General features: G+C 36.3%; 20 protein-coding genes, 3 tRNA genes and 1 pseudogene. 11 read left to right on the top strand and 13 right to left on the bottom strand.

Annotated features, from left to right (window positions below):
• Positions 1-40: 40 nt before the first annotated feature.
• Both B0185_RS09920 and B0185_RS09915 read right to left on the bottom strand, forming a co-directional pair.
• Positions 41-547 carry a DUF2846 domain-containing protein gene (locus B0185_RS09920; RefSeq protein WP_005707106.1) on the bottom strand — a complete coding sequence of 169 codons (507 nt, stop codon included), beginning with the start codon at positions 545-547 and terminating at the stop codon, positions 41-43.
• Positions 501-1,043 (bottom strand): opacity family porin, encoded by a 543-nt coding sequence (locus B0185_RS09915; RefSeq protein WP_005707135.1) that lies wholly within the window; start codon positions 1,041-1,043, stop codon positions 501-503. The genes B0185_RS09920 and B0185_RS09915 overlap by 47 nt, the downstream gene beginning before the upstream one ends.
• 155 nt (positions 1,044-1,198) lie before the next feature.
• On the opposite strand from B0185_RS09915, the gene B0185_RS09910 reads away from it, so the two are divergent.
• On the top strand, positions 1,199-1,588 hold the full coding sequence (locus B0185_RS09910) for a helix-turn-helix domain-containing protein (protein WP_005707093.1): 390 nt from the start codon (positions 1,199-1,201) through the stop codon (positions 1,586-1,588).
• Positions 1,589-1,658: 70 nt separating this feature from the next.
• Here B0185_RS09910 and B0185_RS09905 read toward each other — a convergent pair whose 3' ends face one another.
• Together B0185_RS09905 and B0185_RS09900 are read right to left on the bottom strand one after the other, a co-directional pair.
• A complete protein-coding gene (locus tag B0185_RS09905; RefSeq protein ID WP_005707109.1) occupies positions 1,659-1,853 on the bottom strand; it encodes an anti-sigma factor family protein in 195 nt (64 codons plus the stop codon).
• 8 nt (positions 1,854-1,861) lie between these two features.
• Positions 1,862-2,407, bottom strand: a complete 546-nt coding sequence (locus B0185_RS09900; protein ID WP_005707133.1) for a sigma-70 family RNA polymerase sigma factor — start codon at positions 2,405-2,407, stop codon at positions 1,862-1,864.
• A gap of 92 nt (positions 2,408-2,499) precedes the next feature.
• Here B0185_RS09900 and B0185_RS09895 point away from each other — a divergent pair, with 92 nt between their 5' ends.
• Together B0185_RS09895 and B0185_RS09890 are read left to right on the top strand one after the other, a co-directional pair.
• Positions 2,500-2,727: a hypothetical protein gene (locus B0185_RS09895; RefSeq protein ID WP_005707114.1), complete on the top strand. Its 228-nt coding sequence runs from the start codon at positions 2,500-2,502 to the stop codon at positions 2,725-2,727.
• 197 nt (positions 2,728-2,924) lie between these two features.
• Positions 2,925-3,794, top strand: a complete 870-nt coding sequence (locus B0185_RS09890; RefSeq protein WP_005707095.1) for a DMT family transporter — start codon at positions 2,925-2,927, stop codon at positions 3,792-3,794.
• A 40-nt stretch (positions 3,795-3,834) separates the two neighbouring features.
• Here the strand turns inward: B0185_RS09890 and B0185_RS09885 are convergent, their stop codons facing one another.
• From B0185_RS09885 to clpP, 4 genes are all read right to left on the bottom strand, one after another.
• The gene (locus tag B0185_RS09885) at positions 3,835-5,022 is read right to left on the bottom strand and encodes a BaiN/RdsA family NAD(P)/FAD-dependent oxidoreductase (RefSeq protein ID WP_005707155.1); all 1,188 of its coding nucleotides are present in this window, start codon (positions 5,020-5,022) and stop codon (positions 3,835-3,837) included.
• A complete protein-coding gene (locus tag B0185_RS09880) occupies positions 5,022-5,372 on the bottom strand; it encodes a DsrE/DsrF/TusD sulfur relay family protein (protein WP_005707134.1) in 351 nt (116 codons plus the stop codon). Before B0185_RS09880 ends, B0185_RS09885 begins: the two co-directional genes overlap by 1 nt.
• Before the next feature lie 84 nt (positions 5,373-5,456).
• Entirely contained in the window at positions 5,457-6,701 is a 1,245-nt protein-coding gene (gene clpX / locus B0185_RS09875) for an ATP-dependent protease ATP-binding subunit ClpX (RefSeq protein ID WP_005707161.1), read from the bottom strand.
• A complete protein-coding gene (gene clpP, locus B0185_RS09870) occupies positions 6,701-7,294 on the bottom strand; it encodes an ATP-dependent Clp endopeptidase proteolytic subunit ClpP (protein ID WP_005707144.1) in 594 nt (197 codons plus the stop codon). Before clpP ends, clpX begins: the two co-directional genes overlap by 1 nt.
• 117 nt (positions 7,295-7,411) lie before the next feature.
• On the opposite strand from clpP, the gene B0185_RS09865 reads away from it, so the two are divergent.
• From B0185_RS09865 to B0185_RS10385, 8 genes and pseudogenes are all read left to right on the top strand, one after another.
• On the top strand, positions 7,412-7,786 hold the full coding sequence (locus tag B0185_RS09865) for a SufE family protein (RefSeq protein ID WP_005707143.1): 375 nt from the start codon (positions 7,412-7,414) through the stop codon (positions 7,784-7,786).
• 98 nt (positions 7,787-7,884) lie between these two features.
• Positions 7,885-8,310 (top strand): YidB family protein, encoded by a 426-nt coding sequence (locus B0185_RS09860; protein ID WP_005707103.1) that lies wholly within the window; start codon positions 7,885-7,887, stop codon positions 8,308-8,310.
• Between the two features lie 205 nt (positions 8,311-8,515).
• Positions 8,516-8,610: transfer RNA gene (locus B0185_RS09855), tRNA-Ser, on the top strand.
• 13 nt (positions 8,611-8,623) lie between these two features.
• Positions 8,624-8,700: transfer RNA gene (locus B0185_RS09850), tRNA-Arg, on the top strand.
• A 68-nt stretch (positions 8,701-8,768) separates the two neighbouring features.
• A tRNA-Arg gene (locus B0185_RS09845) sits at positions 8,769-8,845 on the top strand.
• Between the two features lie 111 nt (positions 8,846-8,956).
• Positions 8,957-10,255, top strand: coding sequence for an NAD(P)/FAD-dependent oxidoreductase (locus B0185_RS09840; protein ID WP_005707130.1), 1,299 nt, complete (start codon positions 8,957-8,959; stop codon positions 10,253-10,255).
• Between the two features lie 12 nt (positions 10,256-10,267).
• Positions 10,268-11,719: a membrane-bound lytic murein transglycosylase MltF gene (mltF, locus tag B0185_RS09835; protein ID WP_005707092.1), complete on the top strand. Its 1,452-nt coding sequence runs from the start codon at positions 10,268-10,270 to the stop codon at positions 11,717-11,719.
• A 265-nt stretch (positions 11,720-11,984) separates the two neighbouring features.
• A pseudogene (locus tag B0185_RS10385) lies at positions 11,985-12,095 on the top strand (IS481 family transposase); the annotation flags it as partial.
• A gap of 133 nt (positions 12,096-12,228) precedes the next feature.
• Here the strand turns inward: B0185_RS10385 and B0185_RS09830 are convergent.
• The 5 genes from B0185_RS09830 to B0185_RS09810 all read right to left on the bottom strand — a co-directional run bounded on the left by B0185_RS09830 (position 12,229) and on the right by B0185_RS09810 (position 17,339).
• Positions 12,229-13,236, bottom strand: a complete 1,008-nt coding sequence (locus B0185_RS09830) for an OmpA family protein (protein WP_005707105.1) — start codon at positions 13,234-13,236, stop codon at positions 12,229-12,231.
• 3 nt (positions 13,237-13,239) lie between these two features.
• A complete protein-coding gene (locus B0185_RS09825; RefSeq protein WP_005707117.1) occupies positions 13,240-14,535 on the bottom strand; it encodes a MotA/TolQ/ExbB proton channel family protein in 1,296 nt (431 codons plus the stop codon).
• 71 nt (positions 14,536-14,606) lie between these two features.
• Positions 14,607-15,686, bottom strand: coding sequence for a protein phosphatase 2C domain-containing protein (locus B0185_RS09820; protein WP_005707137.1), 1,080 nt, complete (start codon positions 15,684-15,686; stop codon positions 14,607-14,609).
• A gap of 49 nt (positions 15,687-15,735) precedes the next feature.
• On the bottom strand, positions 15,736-16,686 hold the full coding sequence (locus tag B0185_RS09815; protein WP_005707146.1) for a kinase: 951 nt from the start codon (positions 16,684-16,686) through the stop codon (positions 15,736-15,738).
• Positions 16,686-17,339, bottom strand: a complete 654-nt coding sequence (locus tag B0185_RS09810) for a vWA domain-containing protein (RefSeq protein WP_005707124.1) — start codon at positions 17,337-17,339, stop codon at positions 16,686-16,688. Before B0185_RS09810 ends, B0185_RS09815 begins: the two co-directional genes overlap by 1 nt.
• Positions 17,340-17,409: the final 70 nt, after the last annotated feature.

The raw sequence follows: 17,409 nt of genomic DNA, 5'->3' as shown, positions 1-17,409 counted from the left end.
TAGTCTTGTTTAAATAAAATGATGTTGTTAGAGCAGAATTCTAATGACTTACTGCCATATTTAGTTTAGAAATAGCCTTCTTACCTTCTTCTTCAGAAACTTGTTCTAAATTTGCACCGCCTACAAATACACCAAATTTAATATATTGACGAATAAAATAGTTTTTACCACTTTCAGTTTTAATGTTTAAATCATTATTGCTGAATTCGGATTCAGTTGAAATTTTATGCTCTCCTGCTTTAATGGTTTTATAAAAAAATACATCAGGAGCAGACTCACCTATAAATTTATCGTCAATATAGAGATTTTTCTTTAAAGCTTTTCCTATAAAAGAATCACGATAGATATATAATCCTGAATTGCCTTTTTCGGGAGATCTGAATTGTTTGGTGGTATTACTTTCTTCAACAGAAGCCATAGGAACTGTTGCACAAGCTGAAAGTAATAACGCTACCCCTATAATTGATGCTTTTGTAAATAACTGTTTCACAAAATACCCATTAGAAACTAAAACGTAAACCAGCCTTAACGCCCACATCAGAAACATCTGAGGCTAAACGGTTATATTCAATATTAGTATTAAGTGCCACGTTATCAGTTAATTTATATTGAACACCAGCTAATGCACCAATGCCTGTTCTCGTTTCGGTTGCAGAAGCTTCTAATCTATAATAGCTTGAACGTGCATTTGCAGTTACATCCGCTTTATTGGTAGATATACGGACACCAACATAAGGTTTGAAATTGGCTAAGTCAAAATCATAAAAGCCAGTGAAGCCTAATGATTTAACTTTAAGAGATACATCTGCAACATCAGCATAATTTGCAGTTACTTTTCCGTAGTTTGTATAATCTATGGCTAAACGAAAGTTCTTATCAAAAGCATAGCCAACACTGATTCGTTGGGTAAAAGATGAACTGCCTGAATTATTTGCATCAGTAATGTCAATTTTTGAAGCACCTAAATCGCCTTGAGCATACCATTGAGCTTGAGCTGATAGTGCTAAAGTAGATAACATAGTTACAATAAGTAATTTTTTCATAGATTAAGACCTCTAAATGTGTGAAAATACATCAGTTGCATAAGTAAATGCGAGTAAATTTTATGGAAGTTTAACCATTAAAAACAGCAACAAAAAGGACAAAATAGCACCTGATTTAGGCAAAGATTGCTCAATTTGGAAAGGATTAAATTTAGATGGGAATGCATGATAAAATTCGTATGATGAGAGAGCTTCGTCAATTATCGCAAGAAGATATGGCTGAGAAAATGAATATGTCGCCAAGTGGTTATGCCAAGATTGAACGTGGTGAAACTAGATTGCAATACGATAAATTAGTGCAAATTGCTCAAATATTTAATGTGAGTTTATCTGATCTTGTTGATAATGATAAAGGTGTCATCTTCTTTATGAATGAAAATGGAAATAACACTTCAGCAAATTATTATAGTGGTGATTATTCTATAATGTTTGAAATTGAAAAATTAAAATTACAACTTATTCATAAAGATGAATTATTGGAGCAGAAAGAAAAAGAATTAGAAATGCTTAGAAAAATGATTTCATTATTAGAAAAAGTGAAATAAAGTATTTTTAACCATAAGCGGTTAAAGTTGTAAAATATTTTGCAAATTCAACCGCTTATTTTTTTACGAACTATCGGTTAATTCTATAGCTGGTTTCGGCATCCCTAAATTGTTTCATCATCTCGCTTAAGGTCTCGCAATTTCGTTGAAAACGGCGGCAACGTGAGCACATAACTAAATGCACTTTTAGCCCCACTTTTTCTTGTATATCTAATGAACGTTCGTGTGATTCGGAAATCATTCGAGTGGCTTGGCGACAACGCATAATCTCTCCTAAAGTTTTTTTGAAAGACAGTTTTGCAACTGCAAACGTGCCCGATAAAGGGTGGTATGTAAATTAGACGAAGTTAAATGCGTTTCTTGACAAATTTCTTCAGATGAAAGTTCTAAAAACTCTCGCATCATAAAAATTTTTGCCTGTTTGGCGGGTAAACAAGTCAAACAAGTTTCAAAAATCAGCCAAAATTCATCGGAATACACAGTTTCTTCTTCGCCTTGTAATTCACTCGGGTAATGTTCTGGTTTCCAATGCCCCTTTTCATCAAAAAATGAATTATTGGTATTTTCATCTTCAAGTTCACTTTCTAAAACAAACCGCCCTTTCTGACGTAAATAATCAATAATCTTATTTTTAAGAATAGCAAAAATCCAAGTTTTAAATGCAGATTGATGCTTGAAATTAGCGAGATTTTTGAATGCACTTAAAAAGGCTTCTTGTACTAAATCTTCGGCAAGATCAGCTTGATTTACTTGCAATTGTGCAAATGTCAGCATTTGAGTGCGAATTTGCTGAAGCTCAAGATCAGATATAACATTCATTTTAATTCCTTTAAAACTTATATAAGAAATGAAACCCACTTCCTTTAACATATTAAGGTTGCTATTTTTACACTCAAAAAAGGAAATTTAAAATGAAAAATATTATATTCAAAAGTACAATGTTAGGAATGGCGGTATTATTCAGTGCAAGTAGCGTTTATGCGGAAGCAATGAAAACGAATGCTATGCCGATGAAATCAGAACCGATGATGAAATCTGATACGATGAAAATGGATCAGATGAAAATGTCATCTGATAAGATGCTGAAATCAGAGAAAAAAATGAAAAAAGAGAAAATGATGAAGAAAAAGAAAATGTAGTCATTTTACAGAAAGTAAAGAGGATTTATCCCCTTTTTAACTTGATAGCTAGTTCATATTCTGCATCAATCTTCTCTCGACAATTGGTAGGCTAAGAGAGCCAGTCTTACAAAACATCATAAAGAATCATTTGAAAGCGGTTGATTTCTTTGAGTGATTTGCCAATAATTTGAGAAAATTTACCAGAAGAGAAGAATATGCAAACCGAATCCTCCAGTTCGCTTTATCATAAAGCGACTATCTTTATGATCTCCGCCTATTTTAGCATTACTTTAATGAATGTATTTGTTAAAGCATCTTCCAATACGATGCCAGCCAGTGAGACGCTTTTTTCTCGTTTTTTAATTGGCTTGTTGTTTTTACTGCCTTTTATGATTAAAGATAGAGATTTCAAAATTGAAATGAGTCAGTGGAAATTTTTAGTGCTGCGTAACCTAGCAGGCGTTGGCAGTATGCTGATTAATTTCTATGTAGTGAAATTTCTCCCGCTTTCGATTTCGGTGTTATTGATGAACACCTCCGCTCTGTTCGTGCCAATTTTATTGCTTTTTTTTCGTGAAAAAACACCGCTTAATGTGTTGGGATTAAGCTTGATGGGCTTTGCGGGGGTATCGATTATTCTACTTTCTAACCAAAATAGCTCATTTGAACCGATTTATGTGCTAATTGGCTTGATCGGTGCAGTATTGGCAGCAATGGCATTTATTAGCTTACAAGAATTGAACAAACATAATTCGCCAAAAAATATTGTGTTTTACTTCCATTTAATCGGTACGCTGTTATTACCTATTTTCTTTATTCATCAATGGAAAATGCCGGATTTATATGAATTGGGTTTATTGCTGTTAGTGGGCGGATTTGGCTTAGTTTTCCAACTTCTTCTCACTCGAGCTTTCAAACACGCTTCTGCGAATGTGATTGCCCCTTTTGCCTTTACGGGTGTGATTTTTTCAAGTATTTTTGACTGGTTAATTTGGGAGCATGCACCAAATACATTTTTCTGGATTGGTACGGTAGTGATTGTGGTTTCAGTAAGTTGGTTGGCGAAGGTGAGAAAAGCGAAATAGTCCATAAAAATATCGCCCACAAAAGTGGGCGTATTAGTGATTAATGCTGAATAATCCCTTCTGCACAAGCATAAGCAGAGGACCACGCCCATTGGAAATTATAGCCACCGAGCCAGCCTGTTACATCCAGCACTTCACCAATAAAATAAAGCCCTGAAATGCTTTTTACTTCCATTGTTTTAGAAGAAATATGATCAGTATTAACACCGCCCATTGTCACTTCTGCGGTGCGGTAGCCTTCCGTACCATTTGGAATAAATTGCCAATGATGGATAAATTGATCTAAGTGCTGTAATTCTGCTTTGCTAAGTTGTGCGATGACTTGATCTTTCAATAAGTGTTGCTCAAACCAAAGCTCCACTAATTTTTTGGGAAGATAACGACTTAACACTGTTTTTAGCTGTAATTTTGGCGAAGATTGACGCAGTTCTTGAAAAATATTGAGAATATTCTCAGCAGGTAAAAGATCAATGTCAACTGCTTCGCCCATTTGCCAATAATTCGAAATCTGCAACATCGCAGGCCCTGAAAGACCACGATGGGTAAATAGCATTTGATTACTAAAGCTGATGCGATCATTACTTGCGGTCACAGGTAAAGCAATACCCGAAAGGGTAGCAAAAGGCTTGTCGCTCTCTTTCCACGTAAAAGGGACAAGGCTTGCACGAGGTGCAATCACAGGAATACCGAATTGCTCGGCAACCTTATAACCGAAAGGGCTTGCGCCTAAGGCAGGCATAGAAAGCCCGCCTGTTGCGATAACCAAATGTTGTGCTTGGTAAGTTTCACTAGCGGTCTGAATTTCAAAATGATTTGCAACTTTTTCAACAGAAACAACCGCTTGTCGAAGCTGAATATCAACCTTGCCTTTATCGCATTCACTTTGTAGCATTTGTACGATTTGTTCCGCTCCTTTATCACAGAAAAGTTGTCCTAACTCTTTTTCGTGGTAGGTAATGCCATATTGAGCGACTAAGCCGATAAAATCCCAGTTGGTATAGCGGGCGAGGGCTGATTTCACAAAGTGACAATTTTGGCTGAGGTAGTGTTGAGGCGTAACATCTAAGTTGGTAAAGTTGCAAAAACCACCGCCCGACATCAAAATCTTACGACCGATTTTCTTGCCACTATCAAGCACCACGACATTTTTTCTTGCTTGCCCCAATTGTGCCGCACAAAATAAGCCTGCAGCACCTGCTCCGATAATAACGACATCTGTTTTTTTCATTAGAAATTAAGCACCTTATCGGCTTCTATTGTCCAATCTGCCAGTTCAACGAGCGTACCAATTTCTACGCCATCTGCAAGCGGAAATTCTGTGATGCCACGTGCATTCGTGCAAGTTTTGCAAAGTTTCACTACAGCACCTTGTGCGGTTAGAATTTCTAACATTTGTTGCACGTGATACCCTTCCGCTGGATTTTGTTTCGCAAGCCCTGCAATGACCGCATCAGACATCAAAAAAAGTTTGATTTCTGCTTTGTGCTGCTCTTGAATTTGTAATGCTAAACGCAAGCCACTAAACAAAGATTCATTGCCATAAGGAGCAGAATTGATAATAAAAAGTAGTTTTTGCATAGTGATGTCTCTCTGTGCTTATGTTCCTATAAAAAAGTAATACCTAAGGTTTTAACCTTAGGTATTTTATGCTTCTACGAGAAATTACTCAATCATAGGTTTCTCATTACGTTCAACACATTCTTTACTCACAATAACTTTCTTCGCTTTCAGTGTTGGTAAATCATACATTGTATCAAGCAATAAGTTTTCCACAATAGAGCGTAAACCACGTGCTCCTGTTTTGCGGGCAATCGCTTTTTTCGCAATCGCAACGAGAGCTTCTTTAGTGAACTCAAGTTCTACATTTTCCATTTGGAATAGAGCTTGATATTGGCGAATAATCGCATTTTTTGGCTCCGTTAAGATTTGAATTAATGCTTCCTCATCTAATTCTTGCAATGGGGTTACCACAGGCAAACGACCGATTAACTCTGGAATTAAACCAAAACGGACTAAATCTTCAGGCTCAACTTGTTTGAAAAGCTCAGTTAAGTCTTGGCGATCTTTGTCATTTTTTAACTCTGCCGCAAAGCCAATACCGCCTTGTTTATTGGTACGTGATTCCACGATTTTATCTAAACCTGCAAAAGCACCGCCACAGATAAAGAGGATTTTTGAGGTATCCACAGGGATGGTTTCGCCTTTTGGATGTTTACGTGAGCCTTGTGGGTTGATATTCGCCACCGTGCCTTCAAGTAATTTTAACAACGCTTGTTGTACGCCTTCGCCCGATACATCACGGGTAATCGAGGCACTTTCTGATTTACGGGTGATTTTGTCGATTTCATCAATAAAGACGATACCTCGCTCGGCTTGTTCTGCATCAAAATCGCATTTCATCAGCAATTTTTGGATGACATTTTCTACGTCTTCACCCACGTAGCCTGCTTGGGTTAAAGTGGTTGCATCTGCTACAGCAAATGGCACATTTAAGCGACGAGCCAAGGTTTCTGCCAATAATGTTTTACCGCTACCTGTTGGGCCAATTAACAAAATGTTACTTTTGCCAAGCTCAACACCGTTGGTTACTTCGTGGTTCGATAATGCACTTTTTAGGCGTTTATAGTGGTTGTAAACAGCCACTGATAACACTTTTTTAGCGTGTTCTTGACCGATTACATAGTCATTTAAATGAGAGTGTAACTCATGCGGTGTTGGTACATTTTCGAAGAATTTTTGTTCATCGCTGCTTTCATCAATTAATGGCTCTTCTTCACCGTTAAGTAAGTTGTACGACTCTTCGATACACTCATTACAGATAAAGCCTTCTGTGCCTTCAACAAGCTGATCGACTTCTGAGCGTTTTTTACCGCAGAAACTGCAGTGAGGTTCTTTTTCAAATGCCATTAAGCCACCTCACCACGAGAAGTTAATACTTTATCAATCAAACCATATTCCATTGCTTCTTGTGCCGACATAAAGTTATCACGCTCAGTATCTGCAGCCACTTTTTCAAACGGCTGACCGCTGTGCTCCGCCATTTTACGGGTAAGCATCTCTTTTAATTTTAAGATTTCTTGAGCTTGAATTTGAATATCGGTTGCTTGACCACGTGCACCACCTAGAGGTTGGTGAATCATCACACGTGCGTTTGGTAATGCAAAACGTTTACCTTTTGCACCGCCTGAAAGCAAGAATGCACCCATTGAACAAGCCTGCCCCGTGCAAAGGGTCGCTACATCTGGCTTGATGAAATTCATGGTGTCGTAAATTGCCAATCCTGCCGTTACCACACCACCAGGGCTATTGATGTAAAGATAGATGTCTTTTTCAGGATCTTCAGCTTCCAAGAAGAGCAGTTGAGCCACAATCAAGTTCGCCATATTGTCTTCAACTTGACCATTTAAGAAAATAATACGCTCTTTTAACAAGCGTGAAAAAATATCGTATGAGCGTTCACCCTTCGGGGTTTGCTCAACAACCATAGGAACTAATGACATAAATTTTATCCTTATTAAATTCGGTAAATAGGACTATTCTAGCAAATTTTCATAAAATCATTAACAACAAGCGGGCAGATTGTTACAATCTTTTGCAAATTTTATCGAGGAAAAACAATGAATCTTGCAGAAATTTACGAAAAATTTGCCCTTTGTAAATCTTGGGAAGAAAGATACCGCTTGCTTATTCAACTTAGCCGACAATTGCCTAAATTAAGTGAAACTGAGTTGCAAAACGTACCTGAAATTCACGGCTGCGAAAGCCGTTTATGGTTCGTTTTTGAAAAATCGCCAAGAAAAGTCCTCGCTTACAGCGATGCTCGCTTAATGCAAGGGATTTTAATGATTGTCCAAACTGCTTTGCTTGAAAAGTCTGATGCAGAATTGGCTGAATTTAATTTACAACAGCTGTTTGATGATTTGAAAATCACGCCACATTTGACCAGCACAAGGTTAAATGGTTTGCAACAAATTCAGGGGTTGATTAAATAGCAGAAATTTACACAACTTTTTGTAAATTGCCAGTTTTATGCTGAAAAATCAGTTAGAATGCCCTCGTTTTGAAGAGCGTTTCTTTTAGGAGTATTTTTATGCTAAGTAATATTTTAGGCTCGGTAGCGTCATCTATTTTAAATAATGGTAATAATAACCAGTCGGTGGCGATTCAGTTAATTCAAGTGCTATTGCAATCTCAAGGTGGAATTGAGGGCATTATTAAACGCTTTCAAGAAAGTGGTTTGGAAGGAATTTTGAAATCGTGGATTAGTACTGATGAAAAAAATCAGCCGATTTCTGCGAATCAAGTCGTTGAGGTTGTAGGGCAAGAAAATATGAGCCAAGCGGCACAGAAAGTGGGAGTTTCTGAACTGGATGCGAGTAATGTACTTGCGGAATATTTACCGAAAATGGTGGATATGCTCACACCAAACGGTCAATTGCCTGATTTAAACAATCTAAATGTGAATGACTTGATGGCACAAGCGGCAAAAGGGATGTTAGGTAAATTATTTAGCTAATCATTTAATTTAAGCAAGCGGTGGAATTTTGAGGAAGATTTACGAACCTTCGCAAAAGTTCACCGTTTTTGTTTTAAAATTCCTAAAAAATAAACATTTCGCCTATTCAGTAGGCAAGTGTAAACAAATTCAAGATTTTTTTCAGAAAAGCGTTTGACATATTTTTTAAATCTAGTAATATGCACCGCACACAGACACAGTGAGTGGTGAGATGGCCGAGCAGGCTGAAGGCGCTCCCCTGCTAAGGGAGTATAGGGTTCAAAAGCTCTATCGAGGGTTCGAATCCCTCTCTCACCGCCATTTACTTTATCACGCACCCGTAGCTCAGCTGGATAGAGTACTCGGCTACGAACCGAGCGGTCAGAGGTTCGAATCCTCTCGGGTGCGCCATTTTAAACTTTACTCTATTAGGTTTGAAATAGTCGCTGATAAAATAAATTCTTATAACAATTCAATACGCACCCGTAGCTCAGCTGGATAGAGTACTCGGCTACGAACCGAGCGGTCAGAGGTTCGAATCCTCTCGGGTGCGCCATCATTCTTTTCCATATAATTTCTTTAAATTCATTAAATAAAATTTTCGTTGATTTAAATCCTTTTTATTATTACGATTGTAGCTATTTTTATTTAATCAATCTTATTTTTTATGCTGAATTTTGCTTACCAAGAACACCGTTCTTCTTATTATTACGATTCTCGCAATCTCGATCTTCAATTCCCCAAAATTTCTGTCAACCAATCTGCTGATGTTTGCGTGATTGGTGCGGGCTTTTTAGGGCTTTCTGCCGCTTTAGAGCTAGCTGAACAGGGCAAAAGAGTGATTGTTTTAGAAGGTGCTCGTGTGGGGTTTGGTGCATCGGGGCGTTCGGGGGGGCAGGCCATTAACGGCTTTGAAGAAGGTATTGATGAATATATCGATCATATCGGTTTTGAGAAAGCTCGAAAATTATGGGATATGTCGCTTGAAGCGATCGATATTATTGACGAGCGTGTGCAAAAGTATGGCATTCAATGCGATTGGAAAAAAGGTTACGCAACATTAGCCCTCAATAACCGCCGAATGGATGACCTAATCGCAATGCAAAAAGCGAGCGAGGAGCAATGTGGCTATACCAATATGCAGCTTTGGGATAAAGCTCAGCTCAAACAGCATTTAGGCAGCGATATTTATGTGGGCGGTTTATACGACCGCAATTCTGGGCATTTGCATCCGCTAAATTACTGCTTAGGCTTGGCAAAAGCCTGTGTTGAAGCAGGTGTAGAAATTTACGAGCATTCGCCCGCCACTGAAATTCAAGTAAAAAGCGATACGCAAGCGGTTGTTTTTGCTAAAAACGTTACCGTGAGCTGTGAACATGTGGTGTTAGCGGTAAATGCTTACATTGATGCACTTTCTAAAAAAATCACGTTCGGCATTGAAAATACCATTTTGCCTGTAGAAAGCTTTATTATCGCAACTGAACCACTTTCTCAAGCAATGGCAGATAGCCTGATTAACAATGGAATGTCAGTTTGCGATAACAATTTATTGCTCGATTATTACCGCTTGTCTGCAGATAATCGCTTGCTTTTTGGTTCTGATTCCAGCACGAATGTGGATATGATCGCTAAAATGCGCTCAGAAATGCTTGCTGTTTTCCCGCAACTGGAAGATACTAAAATTGAGTATGGTTGGGGCGGTCCTATTGATATGACGATGAATTCCACGCCTCATTTCGGGCGAGCAAAACCGAATGTTTATTTTGCACAAGGTTTCTCAGGGCATGGGGTTGCATTAACAGGTTTAGCAGGACGAATTATTAGCGAAGCGATTTGTGGTAATGATGAACGCCTTGCAATTTTTGAGGGATTAAAAATACCGCATTTTTATGGCGGAAAATGGATTAAGAAAATGGCATTGAAGGTGGGGATTCCTTACTACCGTTTTTTAGATAAATATCGTTGATAAGAGGTATTTTTGAAAGGTCTATTTCTCTCCTTAACGACAGCGATTGCTCTCTTGTTATGGTCGTGGGATATGGTTTATCCGTGGCAAAAATTGATGCAAGCTGAAGAAAACCGTTATACGCAAATTCAGCATACTAAAAAGCTTAAAGTAGGGATGATTAACCACCCGCTGGCTTATTTTGTCAATGCGGAAGGTAAGGCGGGTATTGAGTATGAGCTCAGTAAGGCTTTTGCTGATTATTTGGCGGTGGAACTTGATATCACGCTATTTGATAACAGCGAGCAGCTTTTCCAAGCCTTAAAACAGAATAAAATTGATATGGCTGCGGCGGGCTTACTTTATCAGTCTTCGCATGGCGAACAATTCCAAATTGGCACAAGCTATTACTCTGCCTCTTGGCAAGTAGCATATAGAAAAGGTACGCAGCGTCCATATAAATTAAATGAGTTACAAGCAGAAATCCTTGTGCCGGCTGGTTCGGCGGTGCTTCCAATTTTGGAACAATTAAAAGAAAATCAACCGCTTTTAAAATGGCAAACAACAGATAAATTCACTCAAGAAGAGCTGCTTTTGCAAGTAGCTGAGGGTAAAATTCCTTATACTATTGCACCATCTGTGGATATTTCTTCTGCACAATATATCAACCCTAATCTGGCAGTTGGTTTTGATTTAACTGATGAAATGCCAGTAGTGTGGTATTTTGACAAAAGCTCATTTAGCGAATTACAGGCTTCTGTGTTGGATTTTATGGATAACGCCAATGAAACAGGTTTGATTGCTCGGATTGAAGAAAAATACTTCAACCATTTGAACCGTTTTGATTATGCGGATGCCTCTATTTATCTCAACGCAGTCAAAAATATATTGCCAAAATATCGGGCTCTATTTGAGAAACATAAAGGGGAGCTAGAGTGGCCTATGTTGGCGGCCATTGCTTACCAAGAATCTCGATGGGATCCGAATGCAACCTCTTCAACAGGCGTACGTGGAATGATGATGCTCACCCGCGATACTGCAGATCGAATGAGAGTGATCGATCGAACCAGTGCCGAACAAAGTATTCGCGGTGGAGCAGAATATTTGAATATGCTCATTCGCCAAATCCCCGAAACTGTACCCTCTGAGGATCGCATTTGGTATGGTTTAGCGGCTTATAATATGGGATTAGGGCATTTGTTGGACGTGCGTCGTTTAACCAAACAGCTTGGGGGAGATCCTGATAATTGGTTAGATGTAAAGAAAAATCTCCCGCTTTTGGCGGAAAAACGTCATTACGCCAATTTAAAATATGGTTATGCACGTGGTTTTGAGGCGTTTAGCTATGTGGAAAATATTCGCAAATATTACAGCAGCTTGGTCAATCATCTGCGTGTTGAAGAACAAAAACTCCAACAAGAGCAAAAAATATTAGAACAACAGAATGAAGAGAGTGTAAATCAGGAGAAACAAAATGAAACGTAAAGGAAGATTGAAGCAAAAACGAATATTAACGACCAATAAAAACCATCGGATTATGCATATTTGGAAACGTAAACGGCTGATTAAAGAGCGACGAGAAGTCGCATTTACGTTTATGGCTGAATAATGGTATATAGTAAGAATATAAGCGGTAGAAGATCAGTTGTAATCTGACAAACCACAATAAAAAGTGAGAGTTTCCTGTTTAGAATATGAGTGTCAAAATTAATCTAAACAAAAAAGAAACTCTCATGTTTTATTCTAATCCCTGCTCATTAAACACAAAACGAGTTTACTTAATTTAGTCGAAGAGTTAGGTAGCATTTCTCAAGCTCATAAAATTATGGGGATGAGCTATAATACCTTTTATCGCTATCAATAAGCAGGAAAACCAGATGTGGTAAGCCTTGCTTAATCAAGATCGATGTGTGCCTAATAAAGATTAAGCTCACATGCACTATACTTCATCACGGTATAGAGTAAAAGCAATGTTCTGTGTGATTCTATAAATATTACTGCTGTAGGATTTGCTGAATTTTACTATCTGCGTTTGTTATAATACGGAAAGTTACTCTCCGAGATTTATTTTTATCTTCATTGCCATTTTCATCCAAAATAGGCTTAGAGGAAGAAAGCCCAACCGCTGCTGTATGATCTCTTAACCATTTTCGATATTCATTAGGGATTTCTGTTCTTAAATCATTCAAAACATAATTAAGCACGGAATTTGTTCTATCTTGTGAAAGATTCATATTGCCAAAATATCCATATAAATCTTTAATATCTATATCTTTATTTTTAATTTCTTTTGGAAAGACATTCCATTCACTACTCGTGTGCCCTTCAATACGAATTTCACTAATAGAATCTTTATAGGGTAGTACTGCCTGAATATATTTTGGGAAAAAGACCGTTAATGCTTGCTTATATTTCCCTTTTAAGTTCGCTGAGGCATTATCAAATAATGAATCAGAAGATTTAAAAATAAACGTCAATGTTTCTTTATCAATCTCCGCATTCAATTTATCTTCTGATAACTCATCATCAGGGAAGACTTTTTTTAAAGCCTCATAAATAGCCAGTTGATTATTTTGATATGCCTCTGCGATTCCTTTTATTTGAGTCAATTCTTGACTAATTTTTTCTTTTTCATCTAATACAGCATTAAAGTTATCAAATTGAGCTAACTTTTTAGTTAATTTATCTTTTTCTAACTGTAATACAGCATTAAAGTTATCAAGCTGAGCTAACTTTTCAGTTAATTTATCTTTTTCTAAATGTAATACATCATTTTTTTCTTTAATCTCATTCAACTCTCTTATAGCCTCGTCTAGGTTTTTATCTTTTAATATTAATTCTTCATATTGTATTTCTATCTTTTTTACTTTTTCTTTTTCTAAATAAGTCGAACGCATAAATGAAATAGCAATAAAAATAAAAATAATCATTAGTCCTGACATTAAATCTGAAATAGTCAGCCAATGCTGGCTACTGTTATCTTTCTTTCTTAATAATGACATAAATTATTTCTTCTTAAATACTTTTCCAAATAAACCACTAAATGTACTTTCTGATAATTTATCAACAAAATGCTGATTTTCTTTTGAAAGATTTTCCATTACGTGTCTGAATTGAGAAACTTGTTCTTGAGTCATCTCTTCAACAGATTGTTTAAAAGATAATTGCATTTCTGTTAATTGTTTAAAGAGCTGTTCATCAAATGTTTTTAAGACTTTTTGTATTTTATTTGTTGTTATCATAAGTTCTTGATAATATTGTTCATTGCCATGAATAATTGTACGATTATTTGTTCCCACATCGATAATTAAATCTTGTGCAATTTTTGTGAGATTAGCACTTATATTATGAGTATGCTGTACTAATTGATCATTAAACTGCTGGCTAGCTTGTTCGATAGTATTTGCAATATTAGTAAAACGTCTTTCAATTTCAGGGAAAGATTCTAATACTTTATCTTTAATATCTGTAAAAATCATCATTTCTTCTCCAATTCTACCGATTTGTTTTTGGTTAAATTGAATCAGTTTTTCAAAATCCTTAACTAATAAAGGAATATTACTAATAGAACGCTCAATAGATAACATTGAATCCTTCGCTTCACCTAATGTTCTTGCATTAAGTTCATGGTTATTGGCTAAATTATCCAGTAGCGATTTATAGCCTTTTTGCCATTTCAACATTCCCTTAACACTTTCATCTAATCTTGCAAAATTTTCACCAAATTGAACTGCTAAACTATCATTAAAATTCACAACGATGCTTTCTAAAGCATCAATAACACTTTGAGTGGTTATATCTGTGATGTTTGTGCCAAAATCTCGTAACTCTTTGAATAACTTACGCTCAAATAACTTCATATTTTTCTGTTGTAATTCTGAGCTTTCTACTAATTTAGTGAGTAATTCTGGAATATTATCATTTAAGCTATTTGTTTGCTTTTGAATACTGTCAATAATAATCTGATTCTCTTCTGCTTCATTTTCCTTACCTAATATTAACATTAAGATTTTTAGGAAAATAGAAAGTGTCATCCCGATCGCACTGGTTAAAAATGCAATTTTCATTCCATCAAGTAAAATTGGGATACTTTTATCTAAATCATTTGTATTAAATTCAAGTAAAGAATAACTAATACCAACAAATGTACCTAATATCCCCATTGAGGTAAGAATAGTCGGTGCTGATGACATAATTCTAAAACCAAATTTCCCTAATTGGTTTTCTCTATTATAAAAAGAAAAGGCAACAGCAAGAAAAACTATCACCATTAAAAACGAAAAAATTAAAGTTAAAAGCATAAAAAAATCTAAATAAAATAATTAGAAATAAAGAACCACTTAGAAATAACGCTAAGTGGCTTTAATCAATATTAACGAGCAATTAATGCAATGCTGCAATCATCACCATCATGACCTTCTAAGAAAGGCTCTGAATAGAATAATTTAGTTAAATCATAACGTTTAAGCTCGTTGTTGCGTAAGGCTTCTGCCAATTTAGATAATTTAGGCGCTACTCGTCGACCATCATTAGACATAAATTTAAATGCAGCACCATCACTCATCGCAAAAAGAGCTGTTAAATTATTATTAAAGAAAGAGCCGTAATATACATCTTCAGGACTTAATGATTCAGAAATAAATACCGTCTCATTAGCATGCTCACCTTTTCCAACTTCACCAAGTGTAGATAATTGATATTCAGGTTCGTTATTTTGATTTTTTTCAAGTGTTTCTTTAATAATGGCACCATCACCCACTTTAAACCAGAAAGTTTGAATCTTTCCAACAACACCAACGAGTAAAGTGCAACGGAAATCTTTTATCTCTCTACGATATTCATTAGATAAATCTTCTAAAATGCCTTTTGCATGTTTTGTTAAAATTAATGCCCAACGTTGAACAATTTCTTTATTTACTTCAATTTCCTCATCTAATTGAGCAAATTGACTACGATAAAGTGTGTGAATTAAACGATAAATCCCTGAAACCACACGCTGAGAGCCAATATCAGAAACAATGGAGCTACCCGCTCCATCTGCAGTTACAATCACAGAAAATTGCTCTTCTGCAGATGCAAATGCTGCATCTTGACCTGGACCTGGTGGAAGAGGTTTACGATGTTTTAAACCTACAACAGCTTCATATTCCGCAAACCATTTTCTATTATTAAGGACAAGCGGTGGGATTTCATGTTCTTTTTGCGAATTTCTTTGATTTATTTCTTGTTCAAGTTTCGCTTTTTCTTCGGCTAATGCTTTTTCTTTCTCTTTAATGGCTTTTAATTTTTCTAATTTTTCTTGTGTAGAAGTAGGTTCTGTAATAGTTGATTCAGCGGATTCTTGTGGCAAATGAACTTGGGGTGGTTTTTGCTCTTCATTAGGTTGAAGATTATTCTCTTGAACTTCTACTTTATTATCATTAATGGCTGGTAAGGGGGTGATATTATTCATTTTCAAAATTCCTTTAATATGTTTAATATGTTTAACGGTAAACTTTATGTTAGATATTTTTGGGTAAAGCTGGTCTAATAGCATTGGTGTGCATCCCTCTATTTAGCTCTTTAAGATATAAATTAAATGCCACTTTCCATTCTGAAATGGTTGGTCGTTTCTTAGGATCAGAAGCACCAACAGTAAATACTCTAATAAAAAGTTGCTGTAAATAATCAGGAATATGCGTCCACATTACATGCCAGCAACCTTTAGGGATATCATTTTTATTTTTTGAAATATACGGAAATTTTCCATTACAGAGATTTTGTACAGGATCTGCTCCGCCTACAATATCGTAAGGATGGCGACCTAGCATTAAGCATTTGAATAGAATAATTGCAACAGAAAAGTATTCACTTTCTAAAGTTCGTTTAATATCTTTGAAAGGAGTATTTTGATGTTCTTTTGGAGTGAGGTCGGCACTACCCACTTCACATGGGAAAAATTGACCATTAATTTCAATTTGATAACTATCGCAATCTACAAAAGTGACTTTATCAGTTTTAGGATCGAGCAAAACATTATTGAGGTTGAAGTCTCCTACCATAATATTTTGTTGATGCAATTTCTCAACTTCAGAAAGGAAATTTAATAAATAACCTAATAAGCGATTACGGTTAATACCTGGAAAATGCTCTTCATAAGCTATTGCATGAGCTAATTTTGCCATCGTAACACCTTTGGCACGATACATGGCATAGCCAATCCACTTTTGATTTTCATTATAAGCGAGTAAAAGTGGCCAAGCTAGTTGCTTATCTTGTCGTAAAGTATCAATGCGATGCATCAGATCTAATTTTTTCTCAAGCTGATTAGCACGTTTTTTTAGTACTTCTGAATGATAATATTTAAAGACGACATCATCTCGTGTTTTTAATAGGAAAACTTCAGCTTCCCCACCTCTGCCCAATGACTGCCCCAATTCCATAGGGGCATTTTGTTTATCAAAAACCTGCATTAAATTGACGCCCAAGAGTTAACAGGAGGTAAATTAACAGTTGCCGCTGTTGAACCAGAGCCTGATACTCGGCTCATACTTGCAGAAAGCCATTCAAAGAAATCTTTGAAGTTCAAACCTTGAAGTTTTAATGCGGGGCGATTACTAAATTCACTCAAGATAGACATATCTGCATTATTCACTCCCACAGCTAAAGAAACGAGTTTTTTGTTATTACAAAGATCTTTAGCTTTTTGTGCAACATATTGCCAATGATCTGTTGGAGCGCCATCACTAATAAGTACTAACCACGGTTGGTAATATGGTGTACCTGTTTGACGATATTCTTCTTTACGCTCTTCTAGCATTCGTAATGCTTGCTCAACTGCACCACCTAAAGGTGTTAAACCATTCGCTTCAAAATGGCTGTTATAGTCAATATTTTTTGCAATAGTGAATGGCATTACTTCTTCAATGCTCATTCCAGCAGTTAAAATAGCCAATTCAACAGAATATTTTGCTAAATCATCTTTTTGAACAGAGCTAATAAATTCATGAACACCAGAATTTAATTGATTGATAGGATCACCACTCATTGAACCTGAAGTATCTAGGACTAAAATACAGGCACAACGAGGAGAAGGGTTATCAATTAGATCGCTTAAATCAGACATAAAATATTCCTTAATAATGGGATAAAATTATGCCAAATTGTACAAAAAAAAAACAACTGTCAATAGCAAT

This window comes from Haemophilus parahaemolyticus (genome assembly GCF_002015035.1).
Lineage (GTDB): Bacteria > Pseudomonadota > Gammaproteobacteria > Enterobacterales > Pasteurellaceae > Haemophilus_A > Haemophilus_A parahaemolyticus.
Note: the sequence above shows the minus strand (reverse complement) of the source record. Positions and strands in the feature narration are given on the sequence as shown.